The organism is Lentzea nigeriaca, assembly GCF_016907955.1.
In the GTDB taxonomy this organism is placed as follows: Bacteria; Actinomycetota; Actinomycetes; order Mycobacteriales; family Pseudonocardiaceae; genus Lentzea; species Lentzea nigeriaca.
The window spans coordinates 15164-35571 of record NZ_JAFBCX010000002.1; the positions used below are offsets into that span (position 1 = coordinate 15164).

At 67.8% G+C, this 20408-nt stretch carries 19 protein-coding genes; 11 read left to right on the top strand and 8 right to left on the bottom strand.

All coding sequences use genetic code 11. The annotated features are described in order from the left end of the window. The first annotated feature begins 5 nt into the window (after nt 1-5). Nucleotides 6-758, top strand: a complete 753-nt coding sequence (locus tag JOD27_RS06345; RefSeq protein ID WP_204761217.1) for a hypothetical protein — start codon at nt 6-8, stop codon at nt 756-758. Between the two features lie 91 nt (nt 759-849). Next, entirely contained in the window at nt 850-1752 is a 903-nt protein-coding gene (locus JOD27_RS06350) for an ABC transporter ATP-binding protein (RefSeq protein ID WP_204761218.1), read from the top strand. Here JOD27_RS06350 and mycP read toward each other — a convergent pair. Then, nucleotides 1718-2971 (bottom strand): type VII secretion-associated serine protease mycosin, encoded by a 1254-nt coding sequence (gene mycP / locus JOD27_RS06355; RefSeq protein ID WP_204761219.1) that lies wholly within the window; start codon nt 2969-2971, stop codon nt 1718-1720. The genes JOD27_RS06350 and mycP overlap by 35 nt on opposite strands. 260 nt (nt 2972-3231) lie before the next feature. Here mycP and JOD27_RS06360 point away from each other — a divergent pair, with 260 nt between their 5' ends. From JOD27_RS06360 to JOD27_RS06380, 5 genes are all read left to right on the top strand, one after another. Further along, on the top strand, nt 3232-3636 hold the full coding sequence (locus JOD27_RS06360) for a hypothetical protein (RefSeq protein ID WP_307829942.1): 405 nt from the start codon (nt 3232-3234) through the stop codon (nt 3634-3636). A 68-nt stretch (nt 3637-3704) separates the two neighbouring features. Then, nucleotides 3705-4349, top strand: a complete 645-nt coding sequence (gene trmB, locus JOD27_RS06365) for a tRNA (guanosine(46)-N7)-methyltransferase TrmB (RefSeq protein WP_239566696.1) — start codon at nt 3705-3707, stop codon at nt 4347-4349. Between the two features lie 132 nt (nt 4350-4481). Continuing rightward, nucleotides 4482-5588: a nitric oxide synthase oxygenase gene (locus tag JOD27_RS06370; RefSeq protein WP_307829943.1), complete on the top strand. Its 1107-nt coding sequence runs from the start codon at nt 4482-4484 to the stop codon at nt 5586-5588. Between the two features lie 301 nt (nt 5589-5889). Next, the gene (locus JOD27_RS06375; RefSeq protein ID WP_204761222.1) at nt 5890-7053 is read left to right on the top strand and encodes a sensor histidine kinase; all 1164 of its coding nucleotides are present in this window, start codon (nt 5890-5892) and stop codon (nt 7051-7053) included. Between the two features lie 425 nt (nt 7054-7478). Next, nucleotides 7479-8783 (top strand): amidohydrolase family protein, encoded by a 1305-nt coding sequence (locus JOD27_RS06380; protein ID WP_204761223.1) that lies wholly within the window; start codon nt 7479-7481, stop codon nt 8781-8783. Here the strand turns inward: JOD27_RS06380 and JOD27_RS06385 are convergent, their stop codons facing one another. After that, nucleotides 8784-9464, bottom strand: a complete 681-nt coding sequence (locus tag JOD27_RS06385) for an SDR family oxidoreductase (protein WP_204761224.1) — start codon at nt 9462-9464, stop codon at nt 8784-8786. It lies immediately after the preceding gene. Nucleotides 9465-9514: 50 nt separating this feature from the next. Between JOD27_RS06385 and JOD27_RS06390 the strand changes: the two genes are divergently transcribed. Further along, nucleotides 9515-10690 carry an MFS transporter gene (locus tag JOD27_RS06390; protein WP_307829944.1) on the top strand — a complete coding sequence of 392 codons (1176 nt, stop codon included), beginning with the start codon at nt 9515-9517 and terminating at the stop codon, nt 10688-10690. Here JOD27_RS06390 and JOD27_RS06395 read toward each other — a convergent pair. The 3 genes from JOD27_RS06395 to JOD27_RS06405 form a co-directional block, all read right to left on the bottom strand. Further along, a complete protein-coding gene (locus tag JOD27_RS06395; protein WP_204761225.1) occupies nt 10663-11196 on the bottom strand; it encodes a DUF3455 domain-containing protein in 534 nt (177 codons plus the stop codon). The genes JOD27_RS06390 and JOD27_RS06395 overlap by 28 nt on opposite strands. 126 nt (nt 11197-11322) lie before the next feature. Continuing rightward, entirely contained in the window at nt 11323-13419 is a 2097-nt protein-coding gene (locus tag JOD27_RS06400; protein WP_204761226.1) for a PhoX family protein, read from the bottom strand. 129 nt (nt 13420-13548) lie between these two features. Continuing rightward, on the bottom strand, nt 13549-15564 hold the full coding sequence (locus JOD27_RS06405) for a PhoX family protein (protein WP_204761227.1): 2016 nt from the start codon (nt 15562-15564) through the stop codon (nt 13549-13551). A gap of 207 nt (nt 15565-15771) precedes the next feature. On the opposite strand from JOD27_RS06405, the gene JOD27_RS06410 reads away from it, so the two are divergent. Further along, on the top strand, nt 15772-16401 hold the full coding sequence (locus JOD27_RS06410; RefSeq protein ID WP_204761228.1) for an HAD family hydrolase: 630 nt from the start codon (nt 15772-15774) through the stop codon (nt 16399-16401). Here JOD27_RS06410 and JOD27_RS06415 read toward each other — a convergent pair. Then, complete coding sequence (locus tag JOD27_RS06415) at nt 16356-16931, bottom strand: hypothetical protein (RefSeq protein ID WP_204761229.1); 576 nt, start codon at nt 16929-16931, stop codon at nt 16356-16358. The genes JOD27_RS06410 and JOD27_RS06415 overlap by 46 nt on opposite strands. Before the next feature lie 484 nt (nt 16932-17415). On the opposite strand from JOD27_RS06415, the gene JOD27_RS06420 reads away from it, so the two are divergent. Next, nucleotides 17416-18150 (top strand): SDR family NAD(P)-dependent oxidoreductase, encoded by a 735-nt coding sequence (locus JOD27_RS06420; protein WP_204761230.1) that lies wholly within the window; start codon nt 17416-17418, stop codon nt 18148-18150. Between the two features lie 36 nt (nt 18151-18186). Here JOD27_RS06420 and JOD27_RS06425 read toward each other — a convergent pair whose 3' ends face one another. After that, the gene (locus tag JOD27_RS06425) at nt 18187-19272 is read right to left on the bottom strand and encodes an inositol-3-phosphate synthase (RefSeq protein WP_204761231.1); all 1086 of its coding nucleotides are present in this window, start codon (nt 19270-19272) and stop codon (nt 18187-18189) included. A 30-nt stretch (nt 19273-19302) separates the two neighbouring features. Then, the gene (locus tag JOD27_RS06430; RefSeq protein WP_204761232.1) at nt 19303-19839 is read right to left on the bottom strand and encodes a PadR family transcriptional regulator; all 537 of its coding nucleotides are present in this window, start codon (nt 19837-19839) and stop codon (nt 19303-19305) included. 164 nt (nt 19840-20003) lie between these two features. Between JOD27_RS06430 and JOD27_RS06435 the strand changes: the two genes are divergently transcribed. Further along, nucleotides 20004-20402 carry a DUF5318 domain-containing protein gene (locus tag JOD27_RS06435; RefSeq protein ID WP_157985376.1) on the top strand — a complete coding sequence of 133 codons (399 nt, stop codon included), beginning with the start codon at nt 20004-20006 and terminating at the stop codon, nt 20400-20402. Nucleotides 20403-20408: the final 6 nt, after the last annotated feature.

The following is a 20408-nucleotide window of genomic DNA, read 5'->3' on the forward strand; positions in this document are numbered from 1 at the left end:
GTCTGATGACCCTGTTGGCAGTTGAGAGAATCAAGCTCTTCTCGACCCGCTCGCCGTACTGGTGCACAGCACTCGCGATCGCCATGTCAGTCGGGTTCGCCGCGCTCCTCGCGGCGAACGCGGACCAGGTCGGCGTCGGCCTCACGCAGGCGGGCACCCGCCTCGCGCTCGTCGTCGTGCTGGTGCTCGGCGCGCTCGCGGTCACCACCGAGTACCGCTTCAGCACGATCAGGGCGACGTTCCTCGCGGTACCGGGCCGCACGTCGGCGCTCGTCGCCAAGACCGCCGTGGTCGCACTGGTCGCGGGCGTGATCGGTGAGGTCGCCGCGTTCGGCTCGTGGGCGATCGCGAAGGTGATCAAGCCGAACGCCGATCTCGCGATCAACACCGGCGCGGAGTGGCGGGCCGTCGCCGGCGTCGGCCTGACGTTCGCGATCGGCGCGATCCTCGCGATCGCCGTCGGCATCCTGGTCCGCCAGACCGCGGGCGCCGTGGCGATCCTGCTGGTCTGGTCGATGCTCGCGGAGAACCTGGTCGGGCTCATCCCCAAGGTGGGCGTCAAGATCCAGGCCTGGCTGCCGTTCATGAACGCGGACAACTTCCTCGCCGTGAACACGCCGAGCGCGGGCGAGGTCGAGGCAACGGGCGGCGGGGTCGTCTTCAAGCTGAGCCAGTGGGGATCGCTGGCCTACTTCGCCGGCATCGCGGTGGCGCTGCTGGTGGTCGCGCTGGTCGTCGCGAAGCGCCGCGACGCGTGACCGGTTCCGAATAAGGGGGAGCGGGACGCAGGCCATCCATCGGGGGGATGGCCTGCGTCCCGATCAGTTCTTCGAGTGAACGGGAGAGGCCATGATCCAAGCAGTGCGGTTGCGCAAGCACTACGGCCGGACGAAGGCCGTGGACGACCTGTCGTTCATCGTGAAACCCGGCCGCGTCACGGGCTTCCTCGGCCCGAACGGCGCAGGGAAGTCCACGACCATGCGGATGATCCTCGGCCTCGACACCCCCACCGGCGGTGACGTCACGATCGACGGGAAGCACTACACCGAGCTGAAGCAGCCGTTGCGCAAGATCGGCGCGTTGCTGGACGCGAAGTGGGTGCACCCCAACCGTTCCGCGCGCTCGCACCTCAAGTGGATGGCCGTCTCCAACAAGATTCCGGTGAGCCGCGTCGACGAGGTGCTGGAGATCGTGGGCCTCACCGAGGTCGCGAACAAGAGGGCCGGCGGGTTCTCGCTCGGCATGTCCCAGCGACTCGGCATCGCGGGCGCGTTGCTCGGCGACCCCGAGGTGCTGCTGTTCGACGAGCCGGTCAACGGTCTCGACCCCGAGGGCATCCTGTGGATCCGGCAGTTCATGCACCGGCTCGCGGACGAGGGCCGCACGGTGTTCGTGTCGAGCCACCTGCTCTCGGAGATGGCGCAGACCGCCCAGGACCTCATCGTGATCGGCAAGGGCCGGCTGATCGCGCAGACCACCACCGAGCAGTTCATCAGCGACGCCACCCAGGACCACGTCCGGGTGCGGTCACCGCACGCCGTGAAGCTGCGCGAGATCCTCGCGGCCAGCGCCACGGTCACCGAGGACGCCGTGGACGGAGCCCTTGTGGTGCACGGACTTCCGGCTCCGCGGATCGGCGAGATCGCGGCGGAGAACCAGATCGTGCTGCACGAGCTCAGCCCTCAGCGCGGTTCGCTGGAGGAGGCTTTCATGCAGCTCACCAAGGAGTCGGTGGAGTATCACGCGCACTGAGGAACCCTTCACCCACATGAGCCCCTCCCGCCTCACTTTCCGGTACGCGGGGAGCTTTCGTACTCTCAGACGGTACGTAGGGTCCCCGCGTGCCGGTTGGTGGCGCGGGGATGGTTGCTCGGCGTGAGCGGAGTGCCGGGAATGTGATCAGGAGAGCTGTCAGCAGCGCGGTCGCACCCGAGACGGCCGCGACGAACGACAGCCGGTCCTTCATCTCGAAGTCCGGCTGCGCTGGACGTTGGGCGGCGAGCGTCGGAGTCGGTTGCGCGGTCGACGGTTTCGCCGGCGGCAGCAGCGGATTCCGTTCCACCGGCGGAAGTTGCGCGGTGATCGCGCCCATCGGATCGACCATGCCGAACCCGGTCGTGGTGTCGCGGCCGGGTTCCGCCATGTCCTTCGCGGTCTTGATCAGCGCGTTCACGACGTCCTTGGCCGGCATCTCCGGGTGCTTCGCGCGGACCAACGCGGCCACCCCCGACACGATCGCCGACGCCGCGCTCGTACCGTCCATTTCGGCGTAACCGCTCGCGTAGACACTCTGCGGCGCGGCGGTGACGATGCCTTCCGCCGGCGCCGCGAGCACCGTGTCCGCGCCGACGTTGGACGACTTCCACGGCTTGCCCTCGCGGTTCGTGCCCGCGACCGCGATCACGCCACCGATGTTGGCGGGCGCGGAGACGTCCCTGCCGTCGTTGCCGGTGGCGGCGACGAGGACGACGTCCTTCTCGATCGCGTAGTTCACCGCCTTGACCAAGCTTGGTGTCATGGAGCTGGAGAAGCCCAGCGACATGTTGACGACCTTGGCGCCGTGGTCGGCCGCCCACCTGATGCTCTCCGCGACGACGTCGAGGGTGAACTGCTCCTTCTCGGCGCTCGCGATCGGGAGGATCCTGGCGCCGGGAGCGATGCCGAGCGCGCCGCCGTTCTTGCCGGTCGCGGCGATGATCGCGGCCATCCCGGTGCCGTGACCGTCGGTGTCGGTGGTGCCGTCGGTGCCCTTGGAGCTGCCGAAGCCCGTCCCGGGTAAGACGCGCCCCGCGAGGTCGGGGTGCTTGGCGTCGACACCGGAGTCGATCACCGCGACGATCACGCCGTCACCGCGCGTCTGGTCCTGCGCGGAGTAGATGTCGAGGGCGTCGAGGTGCCACTCCTGTTCCTCGATCGTCTGCGCGGCGAGCAACAAGGGCAGCGCGACAACGAGCGCGGGGAGCAAGGGCACGTCCCGTACATCGTGTTTCCACACTGCGGCGCAACGTGCCTGGGGTCACACGTTGAGTAAGGACACTGTTAACAAGCCGTGAAAAGGGGCGTTTTGGACAACACCGGCGTTTGGATTCACGTTCAATTGGGTCATCCCCGCTGCGGAGGTGGCCAGTGGTCCGTGTCGAAGCAATGCTCGGCCTCGAGTGGGCAAGCGCGCTCGAGGCTCCCAACCCTGCCGAAATCGCCCTCACCCCTGCAGAGGCGCGCCGTTCGTGGGTGAACCGCGCCGATGAGAACGAAGTGCTCACGATGTACCGCGCGGTGCGTGCCGTCGAGGACGCGCCCGCACCCTGGTGGCTGCGCGCGCTGGACCGCGGGCGGCTCCGCTCCCGTGCCGAAGGTCACGCGGTCGAGGACGCCGTGACGGAGTTGCTCTCGTCACGTCCCGGCTGGGTGTTCGTGCCCTGGGTCGACCTCGGCGAGGTCGGGTACTGGGAGTTCGTGCCGTCCGAAAGCGGTGTCTACGGACCTGCCACACCCACGACCGTGCAGTTCACGGACCGACACAAGGGCTTTGTCGATCTCGTGCCCGCCCACCGCGGACCCGGTCACGCCCAGGCCATCGACTTCACGGTCGCCGACCTGCGTGCGCAAATCGAGGACATCGAGCTGATTGCCTAGACTGTCCGGTCGTGACCAGGCCTGAGTTCCACCGTTCCATCGTCAGCTTCGTCCAGCGCGGCGAGCGCATGACCGTGGGACAGGAGCGTGCCTGGGAGACGTACTGGGAGAAGATGGGCAACGACGTGAAGTCGCTGCCGGAAGGCCCTGTCGACTTCACGTCGTGGTTCGGTCGTTCCGCGCCCGTGCTGCTGGAGATCGGTTCCGGCATGGGCGAGACGACCTCGCAGCTCGTGGCCGCGGCCCCCGAGCTGAACTACGTGGCCGTCGAGGTCTACAAGCCGGGCCTCGCCCAGTTGCTGCTGCGGGCCGAGCACCTCGGCGGGCTGGACAACCTGCGCGTGCTGCGCGGTGACGCCGTCGACCTGCTCACCGACCACGTCGCTCCCGCGTCGTTGCACGGCGTGCGGATCTTCTTCCCGGACCCGTGGCCGAAGAAGAAGCACCACAAGCGCCGGCTCGTACAGCCGGAGTTCGTGGCGCTGCTCGCGTCCAGGCTGGAGCCGGGCGGTGTGCTGCACCTCGCGACGGACTGGGAGCACTACGCGGAGCAGATGCTCGAGGTGTGCTCCGGCGAGCGCCTGCTGACCAACATGTACGACGGCTGGGCGCCCCGGCCGGACTGGCGGCCCGTCACGAAGTTCGAGCAGCGGGCCGTGAACGAGGGCCGCGTTTCCCACGATCTGATGTTCAAGCGGAACGACCTCACCTGATAGAGGTCTCAAGCTGGACGTTCGGCCACTACGGGTCTAACTGTCACCCCATCGGGTGGCGGGTGTTGATCACCCGAAATGCCCCGAGTGGCAGTGACGCGTGAAGCCGTTGCGGCCTTAGGTTTCCGCTCCGTGACCCCCGACGTCCTCCCCGTCGCGGAGGAGTTCGTCCGCATGTTCCACGCGGCGCACTCCGACGCAGGCTCGCTGTCCGCCCGCATCGCCCAGGTGCGCGCCGAGATCGCCGAGACCGGAACCTACCGCCACACCACGAACGAACTCGCGTACGGCGCGCGGATCGCGCTGCGGGACTCCGGGTGGTGCACTTCAGGTGTTCCGTGGCGACGCCTGAAAGTCCGCGATCTGCGCGGCTACCGCAACGCCGCCGCTGTCGCCGGCGAATGCGTCGAACACCTGCGACTGGCGACGAACGGCGGTGAAATCCGGCCGCTGGTAACGGTTTTCGCGCCGGACGCACCCGGTTCGCCCGGCCCGGTGATCTGGAACGAACAGCTGATCCGGTACGCCGGGTACACCGACGGGATGGGGGACCGTCGCTACACCCAGTTCACGGAAACCATGCAGGGCATGGGATGGCGGCCGCCGGCGCGACGCTCGCGCTTCGACCTTCTGCCGTTGGTGGTGGAGACGCAGCACGAAGGGCCACGGCTGTTCACGCTGCCGTCCGAGATCGTGCACGAAGTTCCTTTGGAGCACCCGACTCTGCCGTGGTTCGGCGAGATGGGCCTGCGCTGGCACGCGGTTCCGGTCATCTCGAACATGCGGCTGTCGATCGGTGGCGTGAACTACCCCGCCGCACCGTTCAACTCCTGGTTCGTGGGCGCCGAGATCGGCACCCGTTCACTGGCCGAGGAAGGCGCTTACGGCGTGGCACGCGAAGTCGCCGACGCGTTGGGTTTGGACACTTCGTCCGAACGCACGCTGTGGCGGGACTTCGCGACCGTTCACCTGAACGCCGCAGTGCTGCACTCGTTCGACAAGGCGGCCGTCACGATCACCGACCACCACGCCGAAGCCCTGCACCGGCTCGCGTGGCTGCGTTCCCGCCAACGTCCTTCCGCGGCCAGGCCCGCGTTCCGCCTGGACCCGGCCGCCGCCGCTCGTGCCCGCACCGGTGCACCCGCACGGTTCACCGCCGCGTTGGACGAGACCCGCCCACAACCGACCAGCAGGCTGGCGGAACTGCTCCGCCAGCAACACTCCCTGACCAGCGCCTGACTTCCCCATCACACGCTGGCGTGCGGGTTTTCCCTAACGCTGGGAGTCGATCATCACGCCCGACAGGGCCATGAGCGCAAGGACCAGCAGGCCGACCACAGCGGCGGCCCAAGTGAACACAACTGACAACATGGCGTCCTCCGTTTCCCCGACTTTCGCTCCTCCAGAGTCCGTGACCGAGGCGTGATCCGGCATCCGCCGGGAGGGTATTTCCGCAGGTCGCCCACTCAGCCTTCTAGCTGATGCCGGGTGAGCCTGCGGTCGGACGCGCGATCAGTCTCGCGGCTTTACCGTGTACGACGTGGAGAGCACGGATCTGAACTGGCGGTTGCTCGCCAAACGCCAGTGGCCGCTGGCGCTCTCGCTCACCGCGATCGTCCTGCTGGAAACCAATGCCATCACAACGAGTCCCGGCTGGTGGCAGGTACCGGGTGTCGGCGTGATCTGTGTGATCGCGGTGCTCGCGCCCCGCAGGCCGTTCGACGCGGCGCTGGCGCTGGCGTTCGCCATCGCTTGCACGGCCATCTACATGCGGCTTCTCGGCGTGGCCATCACGCCGCACTTCTTCTGGAGCGGCTCGAACATCTCGATGACGGGCGCGGCGATGGCGACCATCGCGATCCTCGTGCGGGAGTCCTCCCGCACTCGTGCGGTCGCGGGAACCTTGCTGGTGCTCGCCGCGATGGCGGCCGCGGAGGTTCTCGGCTGGCCGATCGTGGCACCGGTCGCGTACGGCGAGTGGAGCCCGGACGACTTCAACTACACGACCGCCGCGGTCGTCCTGCTCATCATGGCGGTGGGTACCGGGCTGTATTTCCGGGCCCGTGACAACGAACGCTCGTCTCAGCTGGCGGCGTCCGTCGCGGCGGCCCAGAACGCGGAACGGATGGCGTTGGCGCGCGAACTGCATGACGTCGTGGCGCATTACGTGACGGCGATCGTCGTGCACGCCCAGGCGGGTCAGCTGAGCCGGGACGCGGCGGAGCAGGTGCTGCCGACCATCGAGTCGTCCGGCCACGAGGCGCTGACCGCGATGCGGCGGTTGGTGGGAACGTTGCGCGACGGCGACTCCGCCGGTCCGGCCGCGTCTTCGTCCTTGGTGGACGACGTTCGCGCGCTGGCCGAGGAGTCGGGGCTGCCGGTGCGGCTGTCGTTCGACCTGCGGGACGCGGTGCCGCAGGAACTCGCGCGCTCGGTGCTGCGACTGGTGCAGGAATCCCTCACCAACACCCAGAAGCACGCCGCCGCGGTGTCGTCAGTCGATGTCGCACTGTCCTCAAGCGACGGTGAGCTGCGGCTGAGCGTTGCGGACGACGGGTTCGCTTCCGGCGTTCCCGTTGGTGGATCTGGAGGTTACGGGCTCGTGGGCATGCGCGAGCGCGTGGAACTGCTGGGTGGCACGTTCTCCGCAGGCCGACGCGAACCGACTGGGTGGACGGTTCGCGCCGAACTGCCGCTTGCCTAACGCTCGTCGCGAATGACGTCGAACTCCTGCGTCATCTCGACATCGCTGAACTGGTCGTCGTTCTGAGGGTCGATGTCGGCCACTGATGCCTCCGCATGATCACGCCCGTACCCGTGCAGGCGTGATCATGCCAACTCAGCGGCGAGTCGGCGGCTTGGGGGTGGCGGGCTTGTGCGCGCGGCGGAAGTCTCCACTGGACGTGCTCGGCTTCTTCGACATGATCATGTGACGTCGCCGGAGTCGCTCTGGTTGCCTCGGATGCACGAAAGGCCCGCCGGGTAGTGCTCGACGGGCCCCTCGGATGGGGAGAAGTCTGCATCGGGGCGGACCCTGGGGGTCGGCCCGCACCCGACGGCGGCAGGATTCCCAGGCTTTGCGGACCTATGCACGTTTGTGATCGGCATCACAGTGGCAGGATTCCCCGCATGTCACTGCGCCTGCACGCCCCGGTGGTCCTGCCCTGCGACTCGTCCTGCTCCGTGTTGCGCGACGCGGTCGTGGACGTGGTCGACGGCCGGATCACCTACGTGGGTGGTGCCGCCGAGGCTCCCGCATTCGACGGTGAGGTCAGGCGGCTCTCCGGAATCCTGCTGCCCGGCCTGGTGAACACCCACGCGCACAGCCCGATGACGGTGCTGCGCGGCCTGGGCTCCGACCTGCCGCTGCTGCGGTGGCTGCAGGAGCACATGTGGCCGAACGAGGCGCGGATGACCGCGGCCGACGTCGGCGCGGGCATGCTGCTGGGCGCCGTCGAGATGCTGCGGCACGGCGTCACCACCTCGGCGGAGATGTACTTCCACGGCCCTGAGCTGGTGTCCTCCGTACGGGCCGCCGGGTCGCGCGTCGTCTTCGGCTCGGCGATCCTCGACGTCCTGGGGATGTCGTGGCGGTCGATGACCGACGAGATCTCCGCCTGGATCGACGCGGACGGGCTGCTGTCCGCGGACGGACGGATCGAGCTCGCTTACGGGCCGCACTCCGCCTACACGCTCTCGCCCTCGCAGCTGACCTCGATCGCACAGGAGGCGCGGGCCCGCGGTGCGCTGCTGATGGTGCACGTCGCCGAGTCGCCGTTCGAGGACGAGGCGCAGCGGGCGGAGTACGGGTCGGTGCCTGCGTTGCTGAAGGCGTCCGACGTGCTGGGCGGCCGGGTGCTGTCCGCGCACTCGGTTCATCTGTCCGATGACGACATCGCCCTGTACGCGTCGTTCGGCGTCGGTGTGGCGCACTGCCCCGGCTCGAACGCCAAGCTGGCCTCCGGGATCGCGCGGGTGCCGGAGATGCTGGCAGCCGGTGTCTCGGTCGGGCTCGGGACGGACGGGCCCGCGTCGAACGACGACCTCGACCTGTTCGAGGAGGCACGGCTGGCCGGGATGTTCGCTCGGGTGTCCAAGATGGACGCGACGGTGCTTGGCGCGGCGCAGGCGTTGCTGATGGCGACCCGGGGTGGAGCCGCGGCGCTCGGGCGGGACGACATCGGCGCGTTGGAGGCCGGTCGCTGGGGCGACGTCGTGCACATCGACGCCGACGACCCGGCGTTCGCGACCGGGCTGGACGCGCCGGACTCGCAGCTGCTGGCGAACCTCGTGTGGGCGTCAGGGGCTCGCCGGGTCACCGACGTCTGGGTGGGCGGCGAGCACGTCGTGACCGGTGGGGAGGCCACGCGGGTCGACCGGCAGGAAGCCCAGGCAGGCGTGACGGCGGTGGCCAGGCGGCTGCGGACCACCTGATCAACGCGGTCGCGGCCGCACCACGAGCTCGGTGATGTGCGCGTCGGGCGTCGCCAGCACGGCGGACGCCACGGCGCGCCCCACCGAGGCCGGCTCGAGGTACTGGGTGGCGTCGTACTCGCCGCCCTCCTGGCGCCGCACCTCGCGCTGCATCGGCGTGTCGGTCCGGCCGGGGAACACCGAGGTCACGCGCAACGACGGTTCGTCGGCGCGCAGGGCGTCCGCGTACGCGCGGAGAGCGAACTTCGAGGCCGCGTACACGCCCCAGCCGGGGTTGGCGCGCAGGCCGGCGCCCGAGTTGATCAGCACGACGTGGCCGGACGCGGCGCGGAGCTGGGGCAGCAGGAGGCGGGTCAGCTCGGCGACCGCCACGACGTTGAGGTCGAAGGTCTGGCGCCACACGTCGGCGGACGCCTCGCCCAGCGGGCCGAGCAGGGCGACTCCGGCACTGTGCACCACCACGTCGAGGCGGGCGATGTGGGCCGTGTCGGCCGAGGCGAGGTTCGTGAGGTCGAACGGCCAGGCCTCGGCGCCGGGGAGTTCCGCCGCGAGCAGGGACAGGGCCGTTTCGTCGCGTCCACCTAGCAGGAGATCGTGCGTCGGGGCCAGACTTCGGGCGATGGCCGAGCCGATTCCGCTGGATGCCCCGGTGACGAGGGCGACCGGTCGAGCTGCATCCATTGGTGACTCCGCTGGGGAGTTCACGTCGTCACGCATGGGGGAACCGTAACGTGCCTCGAAAGCTGATCCTGCCTTATCTGTGCCTGCTCTACTTCATCAACTACCTGGACCGGGTGAACATCGGGTTCGCCGGGCCGAACGGGATGTCGGAGGAGCTCGAGCTCTCGGCGACGGTGTTCGGGTTCGCGTCCGGGGTGTTCTTCATCGGGTACCTCCTGCTCGAGGTGCCCAGCAACCTGACGCTGCACAGGTTCGGCGCGCGCAGGTGGATCGCCCGGATCATGATCAGCTGGGGGATCGTCGCGTCGGCGATGGCGTTCGTGCCCAACGGCACTGTGCTGATCGCGCTGCGGTTTCTGCTGGGTGTGGCGGAGGCAGGGTTCTTTCCCGGGATCATCCTGTACCTGACCTACTGGTTCCCGGAGAAGGACCGGGCGCGGATCGTCGCACTGTTCATGGTGGCGGTGCCGATCTCGACGGCGATCGGCGCGACGCTCAGCGGGTTGCTGATCCAGTGGACGGACTGGCGCACGATGTTCCTGATCGAGGGCATCCCCGCGATCGCGCTGGCGTTCGTGACGTGGTTCTGGTTGCCGGACAGGCCGGAGGAGGCCGTCGAGGAACCGGCCAAGGAGCACTGGCCGCTCAAGAAGGCGCTCACGCACCCACGGATCCTGGCGTTGAGCTTCGTGTACTTCGGGATCGTCTACGGGTTGTACACGCTGGGGTTCTTCCTGCCGACGATCATCAAGGGGCTCGCGCCGGGAGCGGGCATCGTCGAGCGCGGGCTGATCAACGCCATTCCGTACGTCCTCGGTGCGGTCACCATGGTCCTGTGGGCCAGGCACGGAGACCGCACCGGAGAACGGAAGTGGCACGTTGCCGCGCCGATGTTGCTGGGAGGCGTGGCCATCCCGGTCGCGCTGTACCTCGAGAGTCCCATCGCGGCGATGGTCGCGGTCTCGGTCTGCGCGATCGGTGTCTGTGCTGCTCTGCCCACGTTCTGGGCGCTCCCGACGAGTTTTCTGGGTGGCACGGCTGCTGCGGGCGGGATCGCTCTGATCAACTCGTTGGGCAACGTGAGCGGGTTCGCCGCGCCCTATGTGACCGGGTGGCTGCACGATCTCACCGGAACCCAGAAGACCGGCCTCTGGGTCGTCGGCGTCACGATGGTCAGCGCGGCTGTGGTGGCACTGGTTCAGCGAGCGGGAGCGGAGAAGGTGTAGAGCGCCTCGTAACGAACGGAGGTCTGGGCGCCTTCGGTGCATCCACCGGCCGGCGCGACGCCGCCCCTGGTGGCGAGGCGCTGGACGTAGCTGATGCCGGCGAACACACCGGCGCCTCTGGTCGACTTGGCCTTCAGCAGGAGTTCGGGCACCGCACCAGGAACCTCGTTGCGGGCACCGTCGACGGGAGCGGCCTCGACGGCACTACCGTCCACAGTGGACACCCAGATCGGACCGCGGGTGTGCAGGGCGACGGCCCTGCCGAGCCGGTCCGCCAGGGTGGCGGCGGGTTCGAGACCCTTCCAGGCTCCGGTCGCGCAGGTGTAGGTCTGCACACCCTTGGCGTAGAACTTGGCGACGAGCTTGTTGCCTGCCGGGACCTGCACGGAAGGTGCGACCTGCGCGTCAGGTCCGTTCGTTTCGGCGGGGGTTGGCGCGGCGGAGGCGACGCCTGTGGCGACGCCGAGCAGAGCTGTTGCGACGAACACGAGCCGAGCTCGTTTCATTGACTCACTCCTAAGTGGACAGACAGTGCGACGTGTCTTCGTTGTCCGCGGTGCAGCCATCAGGGGAATACGGCCTGATGGCTGCACCGGTTCAAACGACTTCGCGGAGTGAGCGGGCGAGCACGGTCAGCCGCAGATGTGGCCGCGGTCCTTGCGCCACACCACCGCGACGGCGGGGCGCGGCTGCGAGGTGCCACCGTCCGGCCAGTGCGACACCGGGTTGTTGGCCGAAGCACCGTCGGCCTCGCCGGGGTGCTGCACGGACACCAGGACGAAGTCGTCGGTGATGACCGGGCCGCACGTCTCGGCACCGTTGGGAACGGTGAGGAACTGCTTCACGTAACCACGGCGCTTGCCCTCGACCGGCACCGCGAACAGGCCGTCGTTGGACTTCAGGGCGTTGCCGTCAGTGGCGATCCACAGGTTGCCGCGTGAGTCGAACGCGACGTTGTCCGGGCAGGAGATCGGGCTGACCTGGGACTTGTCGTACCCGCCGAAGTAGGTGCCGGGGTCCTTCGGGTCACCGCAGACCAGCAGCAGCTTCCACGAGAACGTGGTCGCCGTGTTGTCGCTGCGGCGCTCCTCGATCTCGAGGATGTGGCCGTGCTTGTTGTTGATGCGCGGCGCGACCTCGGTGGGGCCCTCCTTGCCGGGCTTCACACCGCGGTCGGTGTTGTTCGTCAGCGCGGCGTAGATGCGGCGGTTGTGCTTCGACGGCTCGACGTCCTCGGGACGGTCCATCTTCGTGGCGCCCACCTTGTCGGCGGCCAGGCGCGTGAAGACGTAGACCTCCTCGGCGGTGAAACCGGGGACGAACGACTTGTCGCCGGCGGCCAGCGGAATCCACTGACCGGAACCGTCGAACTCGCCGTCCGAGGGCAGCTTGCCGGTGCCGTCGATCTCCGAGACCGGGCTGTCACCGGTGAACTTGGCGACATACAGCGTGCCCTTGTCGAGCAGGCGCTTGTTGTGCTCCCGCGCCCGCTTCGACTCGCCGGGGATGTACCGCTCGTCGGAGACGAACTTGTACATGTAGTCGAAGCGCTCGTCGTCACCCATGTACGCGACGGCACGGCCGTCCTTGGCGATGATGACGTTCGCGCCCTCGTGCTTGAAGCGGCCGAGCGCGGTGTGCTTGACCGGCGTCGAGGTCGGGTCGTGCGGGTCGATCTCGACGATCCAGCCGAAGCGGTTGGCCTCGTTGGGCTCCTTCGACAGGTCGAAGCGCTTGTCGTAGTTCTCCCACTTGCGCAGCGACGCCTTGCCGGAGAAGCCGTAGCGGCTCAGCTTGGCCTTGGTGTCGGCGTCGGTGACCAGGTCCGCGTTCGCGAAGTACTGGTTGAAGTTCTCCTCGCCGGACAGGATCGTGCCCCACGGCGTGACGCCTCCGGAGCAGTTGTTCTGCGTGCCCAGCACCTTCTTGCCGGTCGGGTCCACCGACGTCTTGAGGTACTTCGAGCCGGCGGCCGGACCGGTCACCTCGAACGGCGTGGTCAGCGTGATCCGGCGGTTGTACTTCTTCTTGTCCTTGGACACCACGAGCTTGCCGGTGCGGTGGTCGCGCTCGACCTGGACGACCGACAGGCCGTGCGCGGCCCACGCGATCTTGACGTGGCGCTCGGTCACCTTGTCCGCGGCCCAGTCCTTGAACATGTAGTTCTCGGACGTGTACTCGTGGTTGCTCACCATGAGGTAGCGGTCCCAGCCCGGCAGCGGGACGAGGCCGCAGAAGTCGTTGTTGAAGCCGAACTGCTTCGCCTGCGCCTCAGGCGTCTGCGCGTCGAAGTCGAACGCCGGCGCGTCGTGGGTGACGGGGTCGCCCCAGCGGATGACGACGTCCTGCTGGTAGCCCTTCGGCACCACGATCGAGTCGAGGGTGTTGGGCTGCACCGCTTCGAAGTTGAGCCCGTCGCGGTCGTGGCCGAACTTCAGGTCCAGGTCGAGATCGAGGTCGGCGTTCGCGGGCGCGGCGGTGGCCGCACCGGCGAACGCGAGCGCGCCGGCGCCGGCGGCCGCGACGACCGCACCGGCCTTCAGCATGCCGCGGCGGCTCACGACCTCCTTGACGACGTCGCCGAAGTACGCGTTGGCCGACGAGTTGGGCGCCTCGTGCGAACACGCGTTGCCACAGCGGAACTCGCAGGTGACGGCCTGACGCCCGAGTGGGTGGTTCGTCGGGAGCAGGGGCAGCAGGCGGCGGCCCCGATCGGTGGGTGAGGACACGCAGGCCTCCGAGATCGGTCAGTGTGGGAACTGGCCGAACCTAAGAGCCGAACTAGATCGCCAGCCGTCCACAGGATGAACGGCAGGCGAACTCGTGCTGCATCCGAACGACCGGGGCACGCCCTGTGATCAACCGATTTCACCGAGTTGACGACGGCCCTTGCGCCACACCGCGACGACCGACGGCCGAGGTTGCGAACTGCCTCCGTCCGGCCAATGAGAAGCCGGTTTGTCCGCACTTGCCCCATCTACCTCGCCGGGGTGCTGCACGCAGACCGTGATGACCCGTTCGCCGATCACCGGACCGCACGTCTCACCGCCCTTCGGCACCGTGAGGAACAGCTTCAGGTGACCGCGTTCCGGGCCCTCCAGCGGCACGCCGTAGAGGCCGTCGTTCAGCCCGTCGAGCTTGCCGTCGGCGTCGGTGGAGATCCACAGGTTGCCGTGGCGGTCGAACGCCACGTTGTCCGGGCTTGAGATCGGGCTGACCTGTGACTTGTCGTAGCCGCCGAAGTAGGTGTCGGGGTCCCTGGGGAAGCCGCACACCAGGAACAGGTCCCAGCTGAACGTCAACGCGAGCGCGTCACCCCTGCGTTCGGTCAGCTCCAGCACCTGGCCGTGCCGGTTGTTGATCCTGGGGTTCGGCTCGGTCGGGCCTTCCTTGCCCGCCGTGACACCGCGTTCGACGTTGTTGGTGAGCGCGCAGTAGACGACGCCGGTGCGCGGGTGGCACTGGATGTCCTCTGGGCGGTCCATTTTGGTCGCACCGACCTTGTCGGCGGCGATGCGCGTGAAGACGTAGACCTCTTCGGCGGTCATGCCCGGCACGAACGACTTCTTGCCCGCTGCCAACGGGATCCACTCGCCGGTGCCGTCGAACTTGCCGTCGCTGGGCAGCTTTCCGGTGCCGTCGATCTCGGACGCCGGGCTGTCGCCCTTGAACTTCGCGACGTAGAGCGTGCCGTCGTCGAGCAGCGTCATGTTGTGGCGGCGCGCCGCCTTGCTGTTGCCGTGCTTGACCTTGCCGTTCGAGATGAACTTGTAGATGTACTCGAACCGCTCGTCGTCACCGGAGTACGCGACCACCCTGCCGTCGTCGGCGATGCGGACGTTCGCGGTCTCGTGCTTGAAGCGGCCGAGGTGCGTGTGCTTGACCGGGGTGGAGTCCGGGTCGTTGGGGTCGAGCTCGATGATCCAGCCGAACCTGTTGACCTCGTTGGGTTCCTGCGCGAGGTCCCAGCGCTTGTCGAAGCGTTCCCACTTGCGCGTGGTCGCGGTGCCGGTGACGCCGTAGCGGGTGAGCCGGGGGTCGTTGCGGCCGGCGGCGTTGGCGAAGTACTGGTTGAAGTTCTCCTCGCCGGACAGGATCGTGCCCCACGGCGTGACGCCGCCGGAGCAGTTGTTGATCGTGCCGAAGACCTTGGTACCGGTGGGGTCCACAGAGGTCTTGAGCAGGTCGCTGCCCGCGGCCGGACCGCGCACCTCGAACGGCGTGTTGAGGGTGATCCGGCGGTTGTACCTGCTGAACCGCGGCCGGTAGTGCCCGGAGAACAGCGAGCGCTTGATCATGAACACCGAGAGGCCGTGCGCGGCCCAGGCGATCTTCACCTGCTCCTCGGTGGGGTTGTTCGCGTCGTAGCCGCGGAACATGAACTTCTCGCTGGTGTACTCGTGGTTGGTGACCATGATCCCGGTCAGTTCCAGCGGATCCAGCGGCAGGATCGCGGCGAAGTCGCAGTTGAAGCCGAACTGCTTCTCCTGCTTCGCGGCGGTCTGGTGGTCGAAGTCGAACTCGGGCACACCGGGGAAGAGCGGGTCGCCCCAGCGGATCACGACGCCCTGCTCGTACCCCTCGGGGATGACGACCTCGTCCTTGGTGTTGACCTCGACGGGCTTGAAGTCGAGTCCCCTGGGTGGGCGGCCGTGGGACTCGGGTGCGGCGGCAGCGGTCGCCGGGACCGCGACGGTGGCGGCGGCCGCGACGACGGCACCGGCCTTGAGCGCGGTGCGGCGGCTGACGAGGTCACCGAAGTAGGGGTTGTCCGAGGTGTTGGGGACGTCGTGGAAGCACGCGTCACCGCAGCGGTACTCGCAAGTCACCGCTGCTCTGCCGACCCTGTGGTTGACAAGCGGCAGTGGGATCATGGTGGAGGCCTCCTACGGTCGGTGCGGGAACCGCAACTGACCGTAGGCGGCCATTCATGCTTTGTTAACCCACAAGTTGTTCACCCGCGAGGACAGCTTCGGGCGGAACGTCCCTTGTGTCCGCCAGGCGGCTCACGAACGTCGCGGCCAGAGCGCTTCTTTGGTTAGCATAGCGAAGTATCTCACGTCACAAGGTACGGTGCTGGGGTGGAAGCGGTGATCTTCGACCTCGACGGCGTGCTGATCGACTCCGAGCAGGTGTGGGACGAGGTGCGCCAGTCCTTCGCCGCTCGCCACGGCGGTACTTGGACTGCCGAGGCGACACGGGCGATGCAGGGCATGTCGACGCCGGAGTGGGGCGCCTACCTGGTGTCGTCCGTCGGTGTCCGGCTCACGCCCGCCGAGGCGTCCGCCGGTGTGATCGCCGAGATGGAGAAGGCGTACGCCTCGCACCTGCCGGTGATTCCCGGCGCCGTGGACGCGGTTCGTGCGGTGGCTGAACGGTTTCCGGTCGCGATCGCGTCGTCGGCACCGGCCGTGCTGATCAAGGTGTTCCTGGACGTGACCGGATTGCCCGTGCCCGTCGCGGTGTCGTCGGAGGAGTGCGCGTCCGGCAAGCCCTCACCGGACGTCTACCTGCTGGCGGCCGCACGCCTTGGGGTTGCCGCCGCTTCCTGTTACGCCGTCGAGGACTCCACGAACGGGCTTCGAGCTGCCCTGGCGGCGGGAATGACCGTGCTCGCGGTGCCGAACCCGCACTTCCCGCCCGCCGAGGACGTGCTGGCTCAGGTTCACGTGCTGTCCTCGATCGCCGACCTGCCGGGCGCGCTGACGTAACTGATCGCGGCCATGCCGATCGCGATGCAGGTACAGGCGATGACGCCCTTCGGCCAGTAGATGTGGCTGTCGAGGAACAGATAACTGCCGACCAGCAGGAAGACCGCTCCCGGGATGGCCTTGAGCTTGCGCTTGAGCAACGCGCACACGGCGATCACGATGCTGGCGACGAAAAAGGACCACGAACCGACGTAGCCGAGCTGGTTGCCGATCTTGAAAATCGGCGCGTCCGCGTCACTGCGACCGTTGTTCGCGATGGTCATCGCGCCGCCGCCGATACCGGCCAACGCGTCGAGCGCGCCGTAGTAGACGACGAAGCCGAACGCGGCGACGCGGGCGGGATAGCGGACGTACTTCGGGCTGTCCGCGAGCAGAACCCATTGCGCGGCACCGAGGAGCGGGAAGATCACCGCCAGGATGATGTGCATGTTCTGCCACCACTGGGCGGTGGCCGCGTCCAGGTGGTGCGGGTGGGTCAGGCCGATGCCGGCGAGGACCAGACCTGGCAGAGCGACCAGCAGTGTGCGCACCGCGCGACGCTAGCGTTGATCACGGCATTTCCGACTGGACTCGCCCACTTTCGAGCGATTCAGCCCAGCGAGTCGAACCTGTGTTCGACAGGATGTGCCCGTGGTGAACCACCGTGAACAGGCGGCGCTGCTGCTCGCACTCCACGACAACGGGCGCGGCTGGGCCGACGTCACCAACGCCGTGGAGGAGGCCGCTCCGCGCTGGCGGAGAAGGAGATCGAGTCCTGGGCAGGCGAGGGGATCAACCTGGTCACTGTGCTCGACGAGCAGTACCCGATCCAGTTGCTCATGGTCCACCAGCGGCCGCCTTTCTTGACCTGCAGGGTTTTCTCGATCCCGCAGACCAGTTCGGCGTCGCCGTCGTCGGCAGCAGGCACGCGAGTGCGCGGGGAGCGAGCTGCCTCTGTCAGCAAGGCTTGTGCTGAGCATCAGAACCGGGGGTGGTGTCTCCCGGTTGGGGTGAACTGTCCCTAGCCTCGCGCTCATGACGCAACGAGTTGCTGTGGTCACCGGCACGGCGCAGGGCATGGGGCTGCGGATCGCGGACGTGCTGCGCGAGGACGGATTCGCCGTCGTCGGGTTCGACCTGCGGGAGAGCAAGGACGGGATCGTCGGCAACGTCGCCAGTGCCGCGGACGTGCAGCGGCTGGCCGAGCACGTCATGACCACCCACGGGCGGGTGGACGTGCTGGTCAACAACGCGGGGATCGCCGGCATCGTGCCGTTCGAGGACACCACGCTCGAGCAGTGGGAGCGGATCATGGCGGTCAACCTGACCGGGCCGTTCCTGCTCACGCAGGCGCTGGGCAAGATCATGCTCGACCAGCGGAGCGGGTGCGTCATCAACATCGCGAGCGTCGCCGGGCTGCAGGGTGTGGCGGACCGGGCCGCTTACAACACCACGAAGCACGGACTCGTGGGGCTGACCCGGACGCTGGCCGTGGAGTGGGGTGGCCGCGGGATCAGGGTCAACGCCGTGTGTCCCGGCTGGGTGAAGACCGAGATGGACGTCGAGTCGCAGGCCGGCGGCTATTACGTCGACGAGGACATCACGAACCACGTGCCCATGGCGCGGTTCGCCGGCCCGGACGACATCGCGCAGGCCGTCAGGTTCCTGGCAAGCGACAACGCTCGGTACATCAACGGTGTGGCGTTGCCCGTGGACGGTGGGTGGACCGCGGACGGCAGCTGGCAGAAGCTGCGGCTCTCGAAGCGCTGAGAGAAGTGGGGGCCGCGCGGGGCGGCCCCCACGACGTCACTCCTCGCCGCGGATGAACGCCTCGACGGCCGCGTGGGCCTCGGGGTCCGAGTACTGCACAGGCGGGGACTTCATGAAGTAGGACGACGCCGAGAGGATCGGGCCGCCGATGCCGCGGTCCAGGGCGATCTTCGCCGCGCGGACGGCGTCGATGATGATGCCCGCCGAGTTCGGGGAGTCCCACACCTCGAGCTTGTACTCGAGGTTCAGCGGCACGTCGCCGAACGCGCGGCCTTCCAGGCGCACGTAGGCCCACTTGCGGTCGTCGAGCCACGCCACGTAGTCCGACGGGCCGATGTGGACGTTGTCCTTGCCGATGTCGCGGCTCAGCTGCGACGTCACGGACTGGGTCTTGGAGACCTTCTTGGACTCCAGGCGCTCCATTTCCTTCATGTTCAGGAAGTCCATGTTGCCGCCGACGTTCAGCTGCATGGTGCGGTCGAGCTGGACGCCGCGGTCCTCGAAGAGCTTGGCCAGCACGCGGTGCGTGATGGTGGCGCCGACCTGGGACTTGATGTCGTCACCGACGATCGGCACGCCGGCCGCGCGGAACTTCTCGGCCCACTCCGGGTCCGACGCGATGAAGACCGGCAGCGCGTTGACGAACGCCACACCGGCGTCGATGGCGCACTGGGCGTAGAAGCGGTCTGCCTCCTCGGAGCCCACCGGCAGGTACGACACGAGCACGTCGACCTCGGCGTCGCGCAGCGCCTGCACGACGTCGACCGGCTCGAAGTCGGACTCCTCGATCGTCTCCCGGTAGAAGCGGCCGAGGCCGTCGAGGGTGTGACCGCGCTGCACGACAACGCCGAGCGGCGGCACGTCCGCGATCTTGATCGTGTTGTTCTCGCTGGCCACGATGGCCTCTGCCAGGTCGACGCCGACCTTCTTGGCGTCGACGTCGAACGCCGCCACGAACTCGACATCACGCACGTGGTAGTCACCGAACTGCACGTGCATCAGGCCGGGCACGCGGGTGCTCGGGTCAGCGTCCTTGTAGTAGTGGACGCCCTGCACCAGCGACGCCGCGCAGTTGCCAACCCCGACGATGGCCACTCGAACGGTGCGGCGGTTTCCGCCCATTGCCGAGTCCTCCTTGATCAACGATGAGTACTACTCGTCCTGCTCGGACTGTTCGTGCGCGATGAGCTCGTTGAGCCACCGCACTTCGCGCTCGGTGCTTTCCAGGCCCTGCCTGTGCAGCTCACGGGTGTAGCGGTCGATCTGCTCACCCGTGCGTGTGAGCCGCTCGCGGAGCCCCTCCCTGCGTTCCTCGACACACCGCCGCCGACCTTCCAGGATGCGGATCCTGACGTCGGCAGGCGTGCGGGAGAAGAACGCCAGGTGGACTCCGAACGAGTCGTCGTCCCAGGTCTGCGGGCCCGCGTCGGCGAGGAGTTCGGCGAACCGCTCCTTCCCCTCCGGGGTCAGCTTGTAGACCTTGCGAGCCCGACGTCCCCAAGAAAGAGCCGATTCCTCCGGCCCCTCCTCCACGATCAGGCCCGCACGTTGGAGTCGCCGCAATGTTGGGTACAGCGATCCGTAGGAGAACGCGCGAAACGCTCCGAGCAGGTCGTGCAAGCGCTTGCGCAGCTCGTAGCCGTGCATGGGCGCCTCGTGCAGCAGGCCGAGCAGCGCGAACTCGAACACGAGTCACCTCCTCGCACCTGCACCGATAGGTGAGGTGATTATATCGCCGCGATACATCGATCGCCCCTCTCAACTGTGGGATGTGGCACACCGTCATATCGCGCCCGAACGCGCTGCCCTGAACGGCCCATCATCTGCGAAGCGGCGGCACGTACTCTGGTCACGTGTTGACCCAACGGCAGGTGGTGGACTACTCGCTGCAGCGGCGTGCGCTGCTGGCGGAGGTCTACTCTGGCCGCACGGGCACCATGGAGGTCTGCGACGCGTCCCCGTACCTGCTGCGAGCTGCGAAGTTCCACGGAACGGCGACGGAAGTGCCATGCCCGGTGTGCCGGAAGGAACCGCTCACGAACGTCTCGTGGGTCTACGGTGACGAGCTCAAGCACGCGACCGGTTCGGCGCGCACACCTGAAGAACTGGTGAAGATGGCTACCCTCTTCGACGAGTTCACCGTGTACGTCGTTGAAGTCTGTCGCACGTGCAGTTGGAACCACCTGGTGCAGTCATACGTCCTGGGGAAGCGTGGGCTGGAAAAGCCTCGCAGGAGGACCGCGGCGGAATGACCCACA